The following is a 16856-nucleotide window of genomic DNA, read 5'->3' as shown; positions in this document are numbered from 1 at the left end:
CGGCTGCTCAAAGGCTGTTCTCCGGCCACAGACCCGCGGATACAGTGCTGAGGTAGTCACGCAGTGAAGTCACGAGGGTGCGCCGGAGTAACACCCGGTGGGCCGACGGGCATGGGGAGATCGGGGAGCCGCGCGTGCCAACCGCCATTGCCGTGACCGGCGCCGACATGGCGCTGCCGGCGCAGGACGAACGGACCCTGCCCGCCGTCGTGCTGCGCGACGTCGGCACCCGCCCGCTCGACCAGGTGCTGGCCGAACTCCAGGCCGTCGTCGAGCTGCACGGCCATGTCGTCGTCGTGTGCTCCCCGGCCACCCCCGCCCCCGTGCTGCGGCGGCTGCACACCCTGCGCTCCCTCCTGGAGAGCGACCGGATAGCCCTGTTCCGCCCCGACCTGCCGCCGCTCGCCGTGGCCGTGCTGGCCCGCCAGTTACGCCAGCTCGCCTCCTGCGACATCGGACCCGGCGTGCTGGCCTCGGCCGGCCGCCTGCTCACCCACTACCTCCACGCCGGGGCGCTGCTGGGCTCCGTCACCCGCCTCGACCGGGTGCCCGTCGACCTCAAGCAGCACGCCAAGTCCTGGATGCCCGGCAGCCAGTTCGCCGTCCTCGCCCACCCGCAGCCGCAGCTCGTCCGTCTCGGCCCCGGCACCACGCTGGACGGACCCGAGTTCGGCACCTGGATGCTCGTCGCCCGCGGCCAGCTCCCGTCCGACTGGGTCACCACCACCCTCGCGCCCGCCTGGCGGGTGCAGGGTCTGCGCGAGGCCCCGCTGCCCGCCGAGTCGGGCACCTGGTGGGGCACCGGCAAGCTCGTCGAGTTCTGCACCTACCTGCCCGACCTGTCCGTGCTCTACCAACTGGTCACGTCCGTGCGGCGCGGCACCTGCCACTGGTGCGGCATCGACGTCATCGGCGACCGCTGCGTGTTCTGCTCGGCCACCCCGCCCGCCCCCGAGGGCAGACCGGCCCTCACCCGGGGTACCTGACCCGTCCGCCCACCGCACGAGCCCGCACCGCCCCGCCCGACCGCCCCACCCCAACGAGGTTGCACGGTTCATGAACTCCCGTCAGCGCCGCGGCGTGATACTCATCCTCCTGTCGGTCCTGTGCGCCCTCGGCGCGTTCGCCGGCGTGCTCTCCGTCATCGACGACGTGCGCTCCAAGGTCGGCCCCGAGGTCGCCGCGTACCGCCTGAAGACCGACATCGCGCCCTACACCACGCTCGGCGCCGACCAGTTCGAGCGGATCGAGATGCCCGAGCGGTGGCTGTCGGAGAACGCCGTCACCGACCTCGACGACCTCCGCGGCAAGATCGCCGTCACCACCCTGCGCAAGGGGTCGCTGCTGCAGAACGACATGATCGTGGACCGGCCCGCCCTCCAGCCGGGGCAGCAGGAGGTCGCCATCATGGTCGACGCGGCGACCGGCGTGGCCGGCAAGATCACCCCCGGTTCCACGGTCAACGTGTACGCCACCTTCGAGGGACAGCGCGAGGGCGACCCCGACCAGTCGAAGATCATCGTCACGGGCGCCAAGGTCCTCGACGTGGGCCGGCTCACCGCCCTCCAGCCGGACGAGGACGACCGCCGCGGACCCGCCGACGCCGTCCCGATCACCTTCGCGCTGTCCACCCTCGACGCCCAGCGCATCACCTACGCCGAGTCGTTCGCCCAGCGGGTGCGGCTCGCGCTGGTCGGTCCCGGGGGCGACACCGGCGTCCCCGAGAAGGACCGGACGTACGAACTCGCGCAGGACAAGTGAGAGGCCCGCATGTCCACCAGGATCCTCCCGGCAGCCGGCGACGCGGACGCGGTCCGGTCCCTCACCACACTGCTCAGCCAGCTCCCCGACGCCGAGCCGCTGGACCCGGTGACCGACTCCACGCAGCTCGTCGACACCCTCTCCCGGCTGGCCGCCGAGTCCCTCGACGAACTGCCCGAGGTGGTCGTCGTCCACGAGCGGATCGGCCCCGTCCCCGCGCTGGAACTCATCCGCGAGGTCGCCCTCCGCTTCCCCGCCGTCGGCGTCGTCCTCGTCACCTCCGACACGAGCCCCGGCCTCTTCCAGGCCGCCATGGACCACGGCGCCCGCGGCCTGGTCGCCCTCCCGCTCGGCTACGAGGAACTCGCCAGCCGGGTCCAGGCGGTCGCCCAGTGGTCGGCCGGCGTACGACGCCACCTGGGCGCCGCCGGCGACCCGTTCACCGGCGCGGGAGGCACCGTCGTCACCGTCAGCGGCGCCAAAGGCGGGGTCGGCGCCACCCTCACCGCCGTGCAGCTCGCGCTCGCCGCCCAGACCTCCGGACGGGCCACCGCCCTGGTCGACATGGACCTGCAGACCGGGGACGTCGCCTCCTACCTGGACGTCCAGTTCCGCCGGTCCGTCGTCGACCTCGCCGCGATCAACGACATCTCCCCGCGCGTCCTCGCCGACGCCGTCTTCCGCCACGACAGCGGCCTCGCCCTGCTCCTCGCCCCCGCCGAGGGCGAACGCGGCGAGGAGGTCACCGACCGGGCCGCCCGCCACATCGTCAGCGCCCTGCGCTCCCGCTACGAGGTCGTCGTCATCGACTGCGGCGCCCAGCTCGGCGGGGCGGGCGCGGCGGCCGTGGAGATGGCCGACCGGGCCCTCCTGGTCACCACCCCCGACGTCATCGCCGTACGGGGCGCCAAGCGGACGGTGCGGATGTGGGACCGGCTGCAGATCCGCAAGGCGGAGGAGACCACGGTCGTCGTCAACCGGCACACCCGGTCCACGGAGATCCAGCCGCCGCTCATCGCGCGGATCACCGGCACCGCGGTCGCCGCGACCACGGTCCCCGCCCACTTCAAGGAGCTCCAGGGCGTCGTGGACGCCGGGCGCGTGCACGAGCTGGAGGCCAAGAGCACCGTGAAGCAGGCGATGTGGGCGCTGGCCGGCGAACTCGGCCTGGTGCGGGCCGCGGAGACCGCCCACAAGGGCGGACGGCTGCGCGGCGACCGGGGCGCGGTCAGTTTCCGGCGGCGCAGGGACGGCACGGGATGAGCGGCGGCGGGCGGGCTGCGGGGACGACGGGACGCCGGCGGCCGGCCGCCGGCGCGGGGCGGCCGTACGGCGACCGGAGACGGCCGTACGGCGACCGGGGACAGGTCACCGTCGAGTTCCTCGGCATGACCCCGACGATCCTCGTCACGCTGGTCGTGCTGTGGCAGCTCGTGCTGGTCGGCTACACCTTCACGCTCGCCGGGAACGCCGCCGACGAGGCGGCGCGGGCCGGGACCGCCGCGTCCCCCGGCGCACGTCAGGGCGCCTGCCAGGAGGCCGGCCTGGACAAGCTGTCCGGGGCCTGGGGGAGCGGCGCGACGGTGACCTGCGCGACGGGCGGCGGCATGGTCACCGCCGACGTGAAGCTCACCGTGCCGATCCTCTTCCCCGGCACCCTGTCGTTCCCGTTCGACGTGACCGGTCACGCGGGCGCGGTCGAGGAGGAGACGGACTGACATGCCGTACCGACGCACTGATCTGCCGTGCCGACGCGCTGACATGGCGTACCGGCACACTGACGGCCGCCGCCGCGATCACGGGCAGGTGGCGATCGAGTACCTGGGGTTCCTGCCGATCCTGCTGCTCGTGGCGATGGCCGGGGTGCAGCTCGGCCTGATCGCCTACACCGCCCAGCAGGCGGGCACCGCCGCCCGCGCGGGCGCCCGCAGCGCCTCCCTGGACCAGGGCGCCCAGACCGCCTGCGCGGCAGCCGTCAGCTCCTGGCTGGCCGACGGCACCTCCTGCGGCACGGCGGGGGGCGGCGACGAGGTCACCGTCACCGCCCGGATCGACATCCCGTCGATCGTGCCCGGCTGGGACTTCGGGTCGGCGGGGAGGAGCGCCACGATGCCCGTGGACCACTGAATCGAGCGGTGGCCGGCCGGGCGACGACCGGAACGACCGACGACCGCCGACCGAGGGCCGCGCCGGACGGCGGCCGAGGACCGGAACGACCGACGACCGACGACCGACGGCGACCGACGACCGACGACGAGGACCGGGAAGCGGACGGGGACCGGGACAAGGACGAGGAGCGAGCGACTCATGAGCCTGCGGGCACGCATCAACTCCCCCGAGGAGAGGACCGGGCGGGGCGAGGACGGCCACCTCGTCGCGTCCTACCGCGCCAAGCTCCTGGAGGAGATCGACCTCGCGGAGATGAGCGCGCTGTCCCCGGCCGAGCGCCGGGCCCGGCTGGAACGCGTCCTCGGCCACATCATCAGCCGCGAGGGCCCCGTCCTGTCGACGGTCGAACGCTCCCAGCTGATCCGCCGGGTCGTCGACGAGGCCCTCGGCCTCGGCATCCTGGAACCGCTGCTGGAGGACCCGTCCGTCACCGAGATCATGGTGAACGGCCCGGACGCCATCTTCGTCGAGCGCGGCGGCCGGGTGGAGCAGCTGCCGCTGCGGTTCGCCTCCAACGACCAGCTCATGCAGACGATCGAACGCATCGTGTCCACCGTGAACCGCCGCGTCGACGAGTCCACCCCCATGGTCGACGCCCGGCTGCCGTCCGGCGAGCGCGTCAACGTGATCATCCCGCCGCTGTCCCTGACCGGCGCGGTCCTCACCATCCGCCGCTTCCCGCGCTCCTTCACCCTCCAGGAGCTGATCGGCCTCGGCTCGCTCGACGAACCCATGCTGTACCTGCTGGCCGGACTGGTGCAGGCCCGTTTCAACATCATCGTGTCCGGCGCCACCGGCACCGGAAAGACGACCCTGCTCAACGCCCTGTCCGGGCTGATCCCCGAGGGCGAACGCATCATCACCATCGAGGACTCCGCCGAACTCCAGCTCCAGCAGCCGCACGTCATCCGCCTGGAGTCCCGCCCGCCCAACGTCGAGGGCAAGGGCCGCGTCACCATCCGCGACCTGGTGCGCAACTCCCTGCGCATGCGGCCCGACCGCATCGTCGTCGGCGAGGTCCGCGGCGGCGAGTCCCTGGACATGCTCCAGGCCATGTCCACCGGCCACGACGGCTCCCTCGCCACCGTCCACGCCAACAGCGCCGAGGACGCCCTCACCCGGCTGCAGACCCTCGCCTCCATGTCCGACGTGGAGATCCCCTTCGTCGCCCTGCACGACCAGATCAACAGCGCCGTCGACGTGATCGTCCAGCTCACCCGGTTCGCCGACGGCGCCCGCCGCATCACCGAGATCGCCCTGCTGGAGAGCCACGGCGGGGAACCGTACCGGCTGGCCACGGCCGCCCGCTTCGACGCGCTCCCGATGACCCCCGACGGCCGCGTCCACGGCTCCTACGTCCACCATCCCCTGCCCCGGCGGACCGCCGACCGCCTCTACATGGCGGGCCAGCCCGTCCCGCAGGCGTTCGGCATCGCCCACCACGCCGACCAGCTCGCCACCCGAGAAGCCAGGTAGGTACCACCCCCATGGAGCTGCAGAACCTGATCACGCTGACCACCGGCGTCACCCTGCTGACCTGCGTCCTCGCGGTCGCCGGCGTGCACTTCTACGCGGCCGGCCGGGCGCAGCGGCAGGCGCTGGTGGACCGGCTGTCGGCCACCGGGGAGCTCCCGTCCGCCGGACGCCGGCGCCGCTTCCCCACGCTGGACCGCAGGCTGCGCCGTACCCGCCTCGGCCGCAAGCTGGAGCTTCGCCTGCTCGCCACCGGCCTGGACGTCACGCCCGGCGAGTTCTTCGTGGCGATGCTCGCCGCCGTCGCCGGACTGTGGCTGGCCGGCCAGGCCGCCCTCGCCCCCTTCTTCGGCCCCATCGCGGGACTGCTCGGCGTCTGGGCGGCCGTGCAGTTCCTCAACTGGCAGCGGCAGAAGCGCATCGAGCGGTTCATCAACCAGCTTCCCGAGCTGGCCCGCATCCTCGCCAACGCCACGCAGGCGGGCCTCGCCCTGCGCACCGCCATCGGCATCGCCGCCGAGGAACTGGAGGCCCCGGCCGGCGAGGAACTGGCCAAGGTGGCCAACCAGCTCGCGATGGGCGTCTCGATGGAGGACGCCCTCGGCGAACTGTCCGACCGGCTCCCCTCCCGCGAACTCGTCGTCCTCGTCACCACGCTGGTGCTGTCCCACCGGGCGGGCGGCCAGGTCGTGAGCGCCCTGCGGAACCTCACCGAGACGCTGGAGGAACGCAAGGAGACCCGGCGCGAGGTCCGCACCCAGCTCTCCCAGGTCAGCCTGACCTCGTACGCCGTGCCCGTGCTCGGCGTCGGCTCGCTGTTCCTGATGAACGGCGTGAAGGACGGCGCCCTGGAGCGCATGACCGGCTCACCGGCCGGACAGATCGCCGTCCTCGTCGCCTTCGGCCTGTACGCCGTCGGCTTCCTGCTCATCCGCCGCCTGTCCCGCATCGACGTCTGAGCCGGGAAGGGGACGACGACATGGCACTGCTGCTCGCCGCGCTCACGGCCCTCGCCGTGTGCGGCATCTTCGCCGGCATCCGCATGTACCGGGCGGAGGCGAAACTCCCCGGCGACCTGATGCTCGCCCTGGAGGTCGGCTCCACCCGCACCGGCGCGGTCGACTCCCTCATCGACCGCATGGGCATGCGCTACGCCCCCGCCGTGCTGCGCCTCATGGGCCCGACGCTGGTCGCCAAGTACCGCCGCAAGATCGACCTGGCGGGCAACCCCGGCGGTCTCACCATCCACCGCTACGCCGCCCGCCGCGCCGTCTACGGCGCCCTCGGCGGCTTCGGCTTCCTGGTGTTCCTGATGCGCGGCCAGCTCCTCGTGGCCCTGCTCCTGCTCGCGTTCGGCGCGTTCTGGACGGAGGTCGGCATCTGGTCGGCGATCCGCGTCCGCAGGGACGTCATCGAGCGCACCCTGCCCGACTTCCTGGACGTCCTCGCGGTCGTGGTCAGCGCCGGCCTCGGCTTCCGTCAGGCCCTGGAGCGCGTCGCGTCCCAGTACGAGGGCCCCTGGGCGGACGAACTGCGCATCACCCTGCGCCAGATGGACCTCGGGGTGAGCCGCAGGCAGGCCTTCGCCGAACTGCGCCGGCGCAACGACTCCGAGCAGGTCGCCATGTTCGTCACCGCGCTCCAGCAGGGCGAGGAGCTGGGCGCGCCGATCGTCGACACGCTGGTGGCGCTGGCCAAGGACATGCGCCGCACGGACGCGCAGCACGCCCGCCGCAAGGCGGCCCGCGCGGTCCCCAAGGCCACCATGATGATCACCACCTTCATGGTTCCGGCCACGATGATCCTCCTCGGAGCCGGCCTGATCCTCGGCTCCGGCACCGACTTCGGCTCGCTCACGGGCGAGTGACGTGGGGCGGGGTGCGATGACGACGACGAGGTCACGAACGTGGCGGCGAGGGCGCCGCCGTCCGGCGGCTCAGCGGCGGGCGGGGACGCCGGCAGCGGCGCGCGCCCGGACCCCGCAGGGACTCACGGGAACGCCCCCGGTCCCCGGCCCCGCCCGGCGGTACGCGCCCGCGCCCGCGGCTCCCCAGGAGCCGGCCGCCCCACCGGTCACGGACACCCAGCTCCAGGTGAACGCCCTCCAGGCGCTCTGCCGCCAGGCCTTCGGCTTCCGGCTCGCGATGATCGCCGTCGCCGCCCCGTCCGCGCTCCTCAACGCGGGCCCCGGCTGGGGCGTACGCCTGGTCGGCATCGCGGTCGTCGTCACCTTCATGGTGTCGTACGCCCTCTTCCGCGACTGGGAGCGCTTCGGGCCCCTCCTCCTGCGCCATCCCACCCTCCTCGCGGCCGACACCCTCTTCGGCGCCCTGCTGCTGGTCTCCGCCGGCCCCGACACCACCCTCGCCTACGTCAGCGTCTGCACCCCGCTGCTCGCGGGCCTCATCTACGGCTGGCGCGGCGCCGCCGTCTTCGCCTCGCTCCAGGGCCTGATCCTGCTGCTGGTCCACGCGGCGCTGGACAACCCGCACACGGAACCCGCCGAGACACTGATCCTGCCCGGCCTGTGCGTGATCGCGGGCGCGGTCGGTTCCAGCCTGCGCAGGCTGATGCTCCACCTCGGCGAGGCGACCCGCGCCCTGGCCGCCGTCCGGGCCCGGCTCGCCGTCACCGAGGCGGTCAGCGCCGAACGCGCGCGGCTGGCACGGGAGATGCACGACTCGGTCGCCAAGACGCTGCACGGGGTCGCCCTCGCGGCGGACGGCCTGGCCTGCTCGGCAGGCGCGGCCCGCATGGACCCGGCCCTGGTCAGGCGCCAGGCGGGACTCGTGGCCCGGTCCGCGCGGAGGGCCGCGGCCGAGTCGCGGGAACTGCTGACGGACCTGCGGAGGGAGGGGGACCCGGGCCGGGAGGTGGACGTCCTGTCCGAACTGGCGTGCGCGGTGCGGAGTTTCAGGGAACGCGGTGAGGTGCCGGTGTCGTACGGGAGGACAGGTGAAGCACCCGCCCCGCCCGTCCCCCCGACGGTGGCCCGCCAGCTCCTCTCCATCACCTCGGAGGCGCTGGAGAACGCCCGCCGCCACGCACGGGCGAGCAGCATCGACGTCCGGGCCGGCGTCCAGGGCGACCTGCTGACCGTCACCGTCCGCGACGACGGCACCGGCCTCCCCGCCGACACCGACCTCGCCCGCTTACGCCGCTCGGGCCACTTCGGCCTGGTCGGCATGGCGGAACGGGCGGCCTCGGTCGGCGCACGCATCAGCTTCGGGCGGGGCGAACGGGGACGCGGCACGGAGGTCCGCCTGGAACTGCCGCTCGCGGCGGTGACGACGAGCAGTGTCCTGGAGGCCCGCCATGACCGGTGAACCGAACCCCTTCGGGGAGGTTCCGCCCCCGGAGCCCGTCCGCGTGGTCGTGGCCGACGACAACCCCGTGGTCCGCGCGGGGCTGACGGCGCTCCTCACCGGCCGCGAGAACGTCGAGGTGGTGGCGGAGGCGGCGGACGGCAGGGAGGCGTACGAGGCGACGCTCGCCCACGGTCCCGACGTGGTGCTCCTGGACGTCCGCATGCCAGGGGTGGACGGCCTCGCGGCCCTCCCGCACCTGGTGCCGCTGACGGCGGTCCTGATGCTGACGTACAGCGGGGAGTCGGACATCGTCCACGAGGCACTGCGGCGAGGCGCGAACGGGTACCTGGTGCACGGTGAGTTCACGCCCGACGAGCTGGTGACGGCGGTGCGGGACGCCCGGCGAGGGAGACCCCGCCTGACGCCGACGGCGGCGGGGGCATTGCTCGCGCAACTGCGTGCGGGGAGCGCGGGAAGTGCCGTACCCGTGGCCGGTTCTGGCGGGAGTTGGCCCACCGAAGGGCGTACTTCTATGGAAAACCTTTCGCAGCTGCAACCGGATGTGACACAGTCAGTGTCTGACAGGTCGGCATACGGGCTGAGCGCGAGGGAGGCGGAGATCATGGAGCTCATCGCGTCCGGCATGACCAACCAGCAGATCGCCGCCACCTGCTTCATCAGCGAGAAGACGGTCAAGAACCACATCAACCGCATCTTCGCGAAGCTGCACAGCACGAGCCGTTCCGAGGCCACCGCGAAGTGGCTGGGGACGGGGCGTAATTCGGCCGAGGAGGGGGTTGGCCGGTGGTGAGGCGCACGCGCACAATGCGATGGGCCCGCATTTGGGTCCGGAATTGGGCCTCGGGACCCTTCAGGGGCCTCGCCGCCCACTCATACGGTGCCGAGGTCGACAGCGGCCCCGGGACCCAGGCCGCCACCGCGTCAGCCGGAGGGGAACACCATGGGCAACTGGATCAACACGACGGTCAGGCACCTCCAGTCCCGAGCGGCCCGTCGCGACGACCGGGGCCAGACGGCGGTGGAGTACCTGGGCATCATCGCGGTGGTGGTGGCCATTGTGCTGGCGATCACGGGGACGGACATCGGCAACACCATTTACACCGCGATCACGAACAAGATCGACGAACTCGTCGGCTGATCCGTCGCTCCCCCACCTCTGACGCAGGGCAGGCATTCCCCATTTACATCACGGTGGTGGGGGGCCTGCTCTTCCTCGCGTTCGCATACCTGGCTGTCGGCCAGGCTGCGGCGAATCGGAACGGTGCCCAGACCGCTGCCGACGCGGCGGCTCTCGCGGCTGCTCAGGAGAGGCGTGACCAACTGTCCGGGGCGTGGGCGGACAATCTCCTCGATCCGGAAAAGTGGCAGGACATTTTCGACGGCATGGCGGAGGGGCTGACCCCGTCCTGCTGGCGTGCCGAGCAACTAGCGGCCAGCAACGACGCCACGCTCCTGAGCTGCGACGCGGACGGGCCCCTCAGGTACACGGTCGAAGTACAGACGAACAAGACCGTGGGGAACTCCATCGTGCCCGGCACGGAGACGAAGAAGTCGCTGGCGACGGCTACCGCGGTGATCGAGCCGCGCTGCGGCTTCGATGCTCCCGCTGGGGAAGAGGACGCGGACGCAGAGGAAGAGCTCCCCACGCTCAACTGCAAGGGCGGGGTCGACTGGGAGCTGGCCCCTGAGACGCCCGAGGATTTGCTGCCGAAGCCCGAGGACCTCTTCGACGTGCACCTGGCCGACTGACAAGCAAACGACGAGTAACTGAGGATGCAGGGTATGAGCGTTCGGTTCACAACGAGGGCCCGTAGCGGGGCCGTCGCGCTGGTTGTTGCGGCCGGACTGGCCCTCGGAACGGCCGGCTGCGGGGGCGGCGATGACGACGACAAGCCGAAGTCGCGGGCTTCGGCGTCCGAAGGCCGGGGTTCCGATCCCAGTGCGCAGGAGGGTCAGGAGGAAGCGGTCCTGGCAGAGCTGAAGGGCAGGGACGGTCTCGTCCTCACCATTGAGTCCGCGACGCGGGACGCCGGAGGATTCGTAACCGTGAGCGGGGAGATCAAGAACGACGGAAGCGAGGACGTACGCGTGCCTATCGAGACACGCGGCGACGAGACGGAGATCATGCGTCACGGTGCGTCGTTCGGGGGCGCGACTCTCGTCGACTCCGCCAGCAAGAAGCGCTACTACGTGTTGCGGGACACCGACGGCCGACCGCTGACGACGACCAACCTCCCCAAAATCAAGCCCGGGGCCACGGTGCCGGTGTTCATGCAGTTCCCGGCCCCGCCGACGGACACGTCGGAGGTCACCTTCCAGTTGCCGACGTTCGCCAGCGGCACCATCCAGATCTCTGGGTGAGGCAGAGGATGACACACACGCGCCTCCTTCTCATCGGCACGCTGGCCACCCTGCTGGCCACCGGTCCGGCCGTGGCCCACGCCGACGACGGACCGAGCGTCCCCCCGGGCACGGAAGCCAGCGCCTCCGCGCCCGTGAAGCTGGACTCCAACGACCCCGACCTGAAGCTCCCGGACGGTGCCACCCTCGCGGAGCCGAAGGTGCTGGACATCAAGTCCGTCGTCGAGGACCAGAGCGGGGACGAGCGACGCGAGGACACGAACACGGATGTGAAGTTCGCCCTCCAGGCGGAGGTCCTCTTCGGCAAGGACAGCGCCAAGATCTCCGCACAGGCGAGGGCCCGCATCAGCGTCATCGCGAACGAGATCAAGACGCAGAACGCGACCCGCATCCGCGTCTTCGGCTTCACGGACGACCTGGGCTCGTCCGCCCACGGCGACGTGTTGTCCCGCAAGCGGGCCAACGCGGTGCACGGCATCCTCGAACAGGAGTTGAGCGACGCGAACATCACGTACGAGGTGCGCGGTTACGGCGAGGACTACCCGATCGCCGACAACTCGACGGAGGCCGGCCGGAAGAAGAACCGAAGGGTGGAGATCTCCTTCCCGCGAGGAGAGAACTAGGACGACTCAACCACCCTCTTGCCCCGCCACCTCCACCACGGCCCCCACGACCAGCCCCCACCCCTCCATCGCCCCCGCCTCGGCCTCGATCACATGCCGTGCCCGGACGCGTGGCCGCCCCAGCCGTCCGGGCGGCATGGTGCGCACGGCGAGGACCCGGAGCCGGCGGTCCAGGTAGGCGACGTCGATGGGCATGCGCATACGGAAGGTGTGGATGCTGTTCGCGGGGGAGAGCAACAGAGCGCCCTCCAGGCTGTCCCGCCCCAGCAGTCCCCGGGTCCGCGCCCGATAGGAGGCGGCGATCTCCAACGGCACGCGTGCGCTGACGGCTCCGTCCCGCTCCCGTACGACCAACTCCCCACGCCCGTCCCGCCACCGCACGACCGCGCCTCCCCTCACTCCCGGCGAACGTACCCCGCAGCTGGATAACGTGATCCCACGAAAGCGACGCCTCGCCCCACCGGGAGCTTCCTTGAACCGCCGTTCCGCCTTCCTCACGACCCTTGCCGTGATCGCAGCCGTGCCCTTGACCGGGTGCGGCGGCGAGGGCACCGACGCTCCGGCGAAGGGCAGCGACAAGGCGGCGGAAGTTGAGGAACCGACTCCACCGGCAACGTCGGCGGCTCCGGCGTCGGACGGCCGCCCCATGATCGAAATGCCCTCCGATGTCACGTACGCGTTCGACTGGGGCAAGACCGGCGACCCGGTGAAGGACGCCGTGCTTGCGGATTCCGAGCAGCGGATCAAGGCGGTGGACCTGGCCATCGCGGAGCAGGACGCACTCCACGAGGCGTACCGCTTCTACTCCGAAGGCACTGCTGCCGCGGGGAGTCAGCGGTACATTCAGGAATTCGTCGATCATAAGGCCCGCACGACGGGTTTCACTCGCTTCTACGACGCGAACGTGACGGTCCACAACGACGGAACAGCCGCTCTCGTGTACTGCGAGGATCAAAGTAGGGCTTTCAACAAGTTCCTCGAGACCGGTAAGACCGACGTCACACCGGTGACCAAGGACTCCTACGTCGTCTATGCAGCCATGCTCCGCAAGAGCGAGAACGGTGTGTGGGTGACCGAGCGTCTGACATCGCAGCGAGGAAGCGCCGAGTGCCGGCCCTGACGTAGAGCGGCCGCGTCCCAATTCGGTATTGGCTGTGTTGCAGTTGACCCGTTCGCTCTGGTGCCGCACTGCGTGCGCTGGGTAGCGTTGGCGCGCTGATGTAGACGCCTCGCCCCACCGGGAGCCGACTGTGAACCGCCGTCCTACCCTGCTCGCAGCGCTCGCGCTGACCGCCACCGCGGCCCTGACGCTGTCCGCGTGCGGAAGCGACGACGACTCTTCCGCGAAGGACAGCGACAAGATCGCGGGAGCCGACACAGGCGACAAGAAGTCGGCGTCACCGACCCCGAGTGACTCCGTTGCATCCGGCGGACGCCCGAAGATCACTTTCCCGGCCGACGCCAAGAACGTTTTCGAGGGCGGTAAGACGGGCGATCCGACAAAGGACGCGGTCCTCGCCGACAGCGCCTCCGGCATCAACTCTGTCGACGAGGCCATCTTCAAGGGCAGTACGGACACGGAGGCGCTCGGCTTCTACAACACCGACAAGGCGTTGAGCTCGGCCATCACCTACGTACAGCGCTACATCGACGCCAATGACACCTGGACGGGTGAGACGCGGTACTTCAACCGCAAGGCGACGCTGAACGGTGCCACGAAGGCGTACGTCACCTATTGCTCGGACGAGAGCAAGTCGTACATCAAGAGCAAGAAGACCGGCAAGGTCGACAAGTCGCCGGCATCCTCGGACAGCTACGTGCTCTACAACGCGGCGCTCACCAAGAACGCCGAGGGTGTCTGGCAGACCACCGAAATCATTTCGCAGAGGGGGGCCAAGGAGTGTCAGCCGTAAGGAACGCGGGTAGGACGGCGACGGTTCTGGCAGTCGTCTGCGCCTCCCTTTTTACCGCCCAGGCGGCCTTCGCAGAGAGGGGCAAACACGGAAGCCACGGCGACACGGACCAGAACGCCAACCTCGACGGCGACGGCACCCTCTCCGTCTCCGCCGGCGGTGTCGTCTTCGACCACTCGAAGAACGGCAAGGGCGGAAAGGTCGGCGGGCTCACGTCGACCACCTCGTGGACGCCGCCGCCCTGCTGGTACGCGCCCAAGTACACCCCGGAGGAGCTGCAGGCGTACCTGGAGCCGATCTGGGAGGCCGGGTCCACCGGCCATGAGTGGGACAACGAGCAGCGCGAGAAGTACCTGAACCCGGACGACCCGGAGAAGGACTTCAACAAGGACAAGTCCGGCAAGGGCTACTGGTGGGGCTCGTACGTCAACAAGAGTTACCCGCCCGGCTGGGACTCCTGTGACGAGGACTACTTCTGGGTGGACGAGGGCGAGGCCCCGCCCGCGAACATCGAGAACGCCGTCACGCCCGAGCTCCTCGCCGAACTCGCCTACGCGGAGATCCGCGTCCCCGGCACCGAGGTGACCCTCGCCCCCGCGCAGGCGACCAAGGTGAACCTCCCGACCTGGTCGTGGCTGGACGGCGCCGAGTTCCAGCCGGTGTCGGTCACCGCGTCCGTGCCGGAGATCGGCATCTACGCGACGGCCACGGCGGAGCCGGTCGCGCTGAAGATCGAGCCCGGCACCCCGGACGCCGAGACGTACCCCGCCTCCGGTGTCTGCGAGATCGACAACGGTCGGATCGGCGAGCCCTACGCCAAGGGCAAGGCGAACCGGACGCCCCCGTGCGGGGTGAAGTACCTCCGCTCCTCGGGCGACGGCACCTTCCCGCTGCAGGCGACCGTCACGTGGGAGGTCCACTGGACCGGCTCCGGTGGCGCGGGCGGCGACCTGCCCGACGGTGAGTTCGGAGCTACCCAGGACGTCGTCGTCCAGGAGATCCAGGCCGTCAACCGCTGACCGCACCCCCACGTGCGGGCCCGCCCCGGCAAAGGTTTGCCGGGGCGGGCCCGCGTGGGTAGGTACACCCGCATGACCACGACACTCGGTGCGGTGTTCCGACCCCAGCTCGCCCCCGAGCGGCTTCGCTCCGTCGTGCGGGCGGCCGACACAGCCGGGCTCGACGAGCTCTGGCTGTGGGAGGACTGCTTCCGGGAGGGCGGCATCTCCACCGGCGCCGCCGCCCTCGCGTGGAGCGAGCGCCTGCGCGTCGGCATCGGGCTGCTGCCCGTCCCGCTGCGGAACGTCGCCGTCACCGCCATGGAGGCCGCCTCCCTGCACCGGATGTTCCCGGGCCGCCCGGTCCTCGGTGTCGGGCACGGCGTGCAGGACTGGATGGGACAGGTCGGCGCGCGCGCCGCGTCGCCCCTCACCCTGCTCCGGGAGCATCTGCTCGCCCTCCGCGCCCTGCTGGCCGGCGAGACGGTCACGACCAAGGGCCGGTACGTCACCCTCGACGGCGTCGCGCTCGACTGGCCCCCGCCCGGCCCCGTCGACGTCCTGGCCGGCGGTATGGGCCCCCGTACCGTACGGCTCACCGGGGAGGCCGCCGACGGCACCATCCTCACCGCCGACACCTCCGCCGACGGCGTCCGGCAGGCACGCCGGCTCATCGAGGAGGGCCGGGTCGCGGCGGGGCGTGACCCGGCCGGTCATCGGGTCGTCGTCTATCTGCTGACCTCGACCGGCGACGGTGCGCGCGAGCGGCTGCGGGCCGAGCTGGTCGCCGAGGGGCACGGCGCCGACGCCGAGCTCGGGGTCGCCGGGGACGCCCGCGCCGTCGCCGAGGCCGTGCGGCGGCTGGCCGAGGCGGGCGCCGACTCGGTCGTCCTCCAGCCGACCGGCGACGAACCCGACCCGGAGGGCTTCGTGCGCTTCGCCGCAGAGGAGGTACGGCCCCTCGTGGCGTGAACCCACGGGCGCGCGGGGCGGCGCGGGGCGGGAAAAGCGCGCGACGGCCGGCCCCGCGTTCGGGCATCCTCGCCACATGCCCCGTCCCCGGCCACGACCCCGTACCCGTACCCGCCCCCGCACGTTCGACGAACTCCTCGCCGAGGGCGCCTCCGTGCCCACCGAGGGGTGGGACTTCTCCTGGTTCGAGGGGCGCGCCGTCGAGGCGCGTCCCTCCTGGGGGTACGCCACCACCCTGGCCGGCCGGCTGGGCACGGCGGACGGGCCCGTGCTCGACGTGCAGACCGGCGGGGGAGAGGTCCTCGCGTTCGCCCTCGGCCGGGCTCGGCGACGGCCCCCGCGCGTCGTCGCCACCGAGGGCTGGCCGCCCAACGTCCGCAAGGCTGCGCGGACGCTCCGGCCGTACGGCGCCGCCCTCGTCGCGGCGGCCGAGGCCGCGCCGCTGCCGTTCGCCGACGGTTCGTTCTCCCTCGTCGTCAGTCGGCATCCCGTCCGGCCGCACTGGCACGAGATCGCCCGGGTGCTCGAGCCCGGCGGCGCCTACCTCGCCCAGCACGTGGGACCCGCCAGCGCCTTCGAACTCGTCGAGTTCTTCCTCGGCCCGCAGCCCGAGGAGAGCCGTACCGCGCGCGATCCGGAGCGGGAGCGGCGGGACGCCGAGGCGGCCGGGCTCGAGGTCGTGGAGCTGCGGGCCGAGCGGCTGCGCATGGAGTTCTTCGACATCGCCGCGGTGGTGCACTTCCTGCGCAAGGTGATCTGGATGGTCCCCGGCTTCACCGTCGAGGAGTACCGGCCGAGGCTGCGGGAGCTGCACGAGCGGATCGAGGCCGAGGGCTCCTTCGCGGCCCACAGCTCGCGTCACCTCGTCGAGGCGCGCAGGCCGGGCGGTCCGGGCAGTTCGGGCGGTGCGGGTGGTGCGGGCGGTTCAGAGGCCGCCGCATCCGGTCGACGCGCGTAGTTGCCGCATCGTTATGGGTGGGGGCTGGTTCCGGCAGCGGCCCATCACTTAGGTTCGGACCAAGTTGATTCGCGTCAGCAAAGCTGCGCGGAAGGGTCACCGCGCAGTGGAGGGGGCTGCGCGGCGCCCGCACCACCCGCCTCTCCTTTTCCGTCGTCCCGCCTCCCCTCCCGTCGCCCCGCCTCCGGGTCAAGCCGGAGCCGCCGCCGGGGTCACCCGTCGGGGGGACAGCCGGAAGAGTGACCGGAAAGGTGCGGGGTTGGTGCCACACCCTGCACAGAGTCCCCACAGCGCTCCCT

General features: G+C 71.7%; 20 protein-coding genes. 19 read left to right on the top strand and 1 reads right to left on the bottom strand.

What is annotated here, in order from left to right; all coding sequences use genetic code 11:
* The first annotated feature begins 152 nt into the window (after positions 1-152).
* From C1708_RS12055 to C1708_RS11990, 14 genes are all read left to right on the top strand, one after another.
* Complete coding sequence (locus C1708_RS12055; RefSeq protein WP_106412682.1) at positions 153-986, top strand: hypothetical protein; 834 nt, start codon at positions 153-155, stop codon at positions 984-986.
* A 70-nt stretch (positions 987-1056) separates the two neighbouring features.
* Positions 1057-1761, top strand: coding sequence for a Flp pilus assembly protein CpaB (gene cpaB / locus C1708_RS12050; RefSeq protein ID WP_106412681.1), 705 nt, complete (start codon positions 1057-1059; stop codon positions 1759-1761).
* Positions 1762-1770: 9 nt separating this feature from the next.
* Positions 1771-3024, top strand: a complete 1254-nt coding sequence (locus C1708_RS12045; protein WP_106412680.1) for a CpaE/TadZ family protein — start codon at positions 1771-1773, stop codon at positions 3022-3024.
* Between the two features lie 125 nt (positions 3025-3149).
* Positions 3150-3479 (top strand): pilus assembly protein, encoded by a 330-nt coding sequence (locus tag C1708_RS12040; RefSeq protein WP_241911228.1) that lies wholly within the window; start codon positions 3150-3152, stop codon positions 3477-3479.
* A 43-nt stretch (positions 3480-3522) separates the two neighbouring features.
* Complete coding sequence (locus C1708_RS12035) at positions 3523-3888, top strand: TadE/TadG family type IV pilus assembly protein (protein ID WP_106412678.1); 366 nt, start codon at positions 3523-3525, stop codon at positions 3886-3888.
* Between the two features lie 180 nt (positions 3889-4068).
* The gene (locus C1708_RS12030) at positions 4069-5406 is read left to right on the top strand and encodes a TadA family conjugal transfer-associated ATPase (protein ID WP_106412677.1); all 1338 of its coding nucleotides are present in this window, start codon (positions 4069-4071) and stop codon (positions 5404-5406) included.
* Positions 5407-5417: 11 nt separating this feature from the next.
* Complete coding sequence (locus C1708_RS12025) at positions 5418-6362, top strand: type II secretion system F family protein (RefSeq protein ID WP_106412676.1); 945 nt, start codon at positions 5418-5420, stop codon at positions 6360-6362.
* Between the two features lie 20 nt (positions 6363-6382).
* Complete coding sequence (locus C1708_RS12020; protein ID WP_106412675.1) at positions 6383-7270, top strand: DUF5936 domain-containing protein; 888 nt, start codon at positions 6383-6385, stop codon at positions 7268-7270.
* A gap of 226 nt (positions 7271-7496) precedes the next feature.
* Complete coding sequence (locus C1708_RS12015; protein WP_198602471.1) at positions 7497-8729, top strand: sensor histidine kinase; 1233 nt, start codon at positions 7497-7499, stop codon at positions 8727-8729.
* Positions 8719-9522 (top strand): response regulator, encoded by an 804-nt coding sequence (locus C1708_RS12010; protein WP_106416262.1) that lies wholly within the window; start codon positions 8719-8721, stop codon positions 9520-9522. Before C1708_RS12015 ends, C1708_RS12010 begins: the two co-directional genes overlap by 11 nt.
* A gap of 150 nt (positions 9523-9672) precedes the next feature.
* Positions 9673-9870 carry a Flp family type IVb pilin gene (locus tag C1708_RS12005; protein ID WP_106412673.1) on the top strand — a complete coding sequence of 66 codons (198 nt, stop codon included), beginning with the start codon at positions 9673-9675 and terminating at the stop codon, positions 9868-9870.
* Positions 9867-10481 carry a pilus assembly protein TadG-related protein gene (locus C1708_RS12000; protein ID WP_502696119.1) on the top strand — a complete coding sequence of 205 codons (615 nt, stop codon included), beginning with the start codon at positions 9867-9869 and terminating at the stop codon, positions 10479-10481. Before C1708_RS12005 ends, C1708_RS12000 begins: the two co-directional genes overlap by 4 nt.
* Before the next feature lie 33 nt (positions 10482-10514).
* Positions 10515-11093 carry a hypothetical protein gene (locus C1708_RS11995; protein WP_106416260.1) on the top strand — a complete coding sequence of 193 codons (579 nt, stop codon included), beginning with the start codon at positions 10515-10517 and terminating at the stop codon, positions 11091-11093.
* A gap of 8 nt (positions 11094-11101) precedes the next feature.
* A complete protein-coding gene (locus tag C1708_RS11990) occupies positions 11102-11716 on the top strand; it encodes an OmpA family protein (RefSeq protein WP_106412672.1) in 615 nt (204 codons plus the stop codon).
* 6 nt (positions 11717-11722) lie between these two features.
* On the opposite strand, the gene C1708_RS11985 is transcribed toward C1708_RS11990, so the two are convergent.
* Complete coding sequence (locus C1708_RS11985) at positions 11723-12097, bottom strand: DUF192 domain-containing protein (protein ID WP_241911226.1); 375 nt, start codon at positions 12095-12097, stop codon at positions 11723-11725.
* A gap of 91 nt (positions 12098-12188) precedes the next feature.
* On the opposite strand from C1708_RS11985, the gene C1708_RS11980 reads away from it, so the two are divergent.
* The 5 genes from C1708_RS11980 (at position 12189) to C1708_RS11960 (ending at position 16557) form a co-directional block, all read left to right on the top strand.
* The gene (locus C1708_RS11980) at positions 12189-12836 is read left to right on the top strand and encodes a hypothetical protein (protein WP_106412670.1); all 648 of its coding nucleotides are present in this window, start codon (positions 12189-12191) and stop codon (positions 12834-12836) included.
* Positions 12837-12966: 130 nt separating this feature from the next.
* Entirely contained in the window at positions 12967-13629 is a 663-nt protein-coding gene (locus tag C1708_RS11975) for a hypothetical protein (protein ID WP_106412669.1), read from the top strand.
* Positions 13617-14648 carry a hypothetical protein gene (locus tag C1708_RS11970; RefSeq protein WP_106412668.1) on the top strand — a complete coding sequence of 344 codons (1032 nt, stop codon included), beginning with the start codon at positions 13617-13619 and terminating at the stop codon, positions 14646-14648. The genes C1708_RS11975 and C1708_RS11970 overlap by 13 nt, the downstream gene beginning before the upstream one ends.
* A 72-nt stretch (positions 14649-14720) precedes the next feature.
* Positions 14721-15599 carry an LLM class flavin-dependent oxidoreductase gene (locus C1708_RS11965; RefSeq protein WP_106412667.1) on the top strand — a complete coding sequence of 293 codons (879 nt, stop codon included), beginning with the start codon at positions 14721-14723 and terminating at the stop codon, positions 15597-15599.
* A gap of 76 nt (positions 15600-15675) precedes the next feature.
* Entirely contained in the window at positions 15676-16557 is an 882-nt protein-coding gene (locus C1708_RS11960; protein ID WP_106412666.1) for a methyltransferase domain-containing protein, read from the top strand.
* Positions 16558-16856: the final 299 nt, after the last annotated feature.

Origin of the sequence: Streptomyces sp. DH-12, from assembly GCF_002899455.1 — a bacterium.
Taxonomy (GTDB): Bacteria; Actinomycetota; Actinomycetes; order Streptomycetales; family Streptomycetaceae; genus Streptomyces.
The sequence above is the reverse complement of the archived record's forward strand: the minus strand, read 5'-3'. Positions and strand labels throughout refer to the sequence as shown.

Coding starts and splice junctions, on each gene's coding strand:
- cpaB (WP_106412681.1), top strand. CDS start 1,057: ATGAACTCCCGTCAGCGCCGCGGCGTGATACTCATCCTCCTGTCGGTC.
- C1708_RS12045 (WP_106412680.1), top strand. CDS start 1,771: ATGTCCACCAGGATCCTCCCGGCAGCCGGCGACGCGGACGCGGTCCGG.
- C1708_RS12040 (WP_241911228.1), top strand. CDS start 3,150: ATGACCCCGACGATCCTCGTCACGCTGGTCGTGCTGTGGCAGCTCGTG.
- C1708_RS12035 (WP_106412678.1), top strand. CDS start 3,523: ATGGCGTACCGGCACACTGACGGCCGCCGCCGCGATCACGGGCAGGTG.
- C1708_RS12030 (WP_106412677.1), top strand. CDS start 4,069: ATGAGCCTGCGGGCACGCATCAACTCCCCCGAGGAGAGGACCGGGCGG.
- C1708_RS12025 (WP_106412676.1), top strand. CDS start 5,418: ATGGAGCTGCAGAACCTGATCACGCTGACCACCGGCGTCACCCTGCTG.
- C1708_RS12020 (WP_106412675.1), top strand. CDS start 6,383: ATGGCACTGCTGCTCGCCGCGCTCACGGCCCTCGCCGTGTGCGGCATC.
- C1708_RS12010 (WP_106416262.1), top strand. CDS start 8,719: ATGACCGGTGAACCGAACCCCTTCGGGGAGGTTCCGCCCCCGGAGCCC.
- C1708_RS12005 (WP_106412673.1), top strand. CDS start 9,673: ATGGGCAACTGGATCAACACGACGGTCAGGCACCTCCAGTCCCGAGCG.
- C1708_RS11995 (WP_106416260.1), top strand. CDS start 10,515: ATGAGCGTTCGGTTCACAACGAGGGCCCGTAGCGGGGCCGTCGCGCTG.
- C1708_RS11990 (WP_106412672.1), top strand. CDS start 11,102: ATGACACACACGCGCCTCCTTCTCATCGGCACGCTGGCCACCCTGCTG.
- C1708_RS11965 (WP_106412667.1), top strand. CDS start 14,721: ATGACCACGACACTCGGTGCGGTGTTCCGACCCCAGCTCGCCCCCGAG.
- C1708_RS11960 (WP_106412666.1), top strand. CDS start 15,676: ATGCCCCGTCCCCGGCCACGACCCCGTACCCGTACCCGCCCCCGCACG.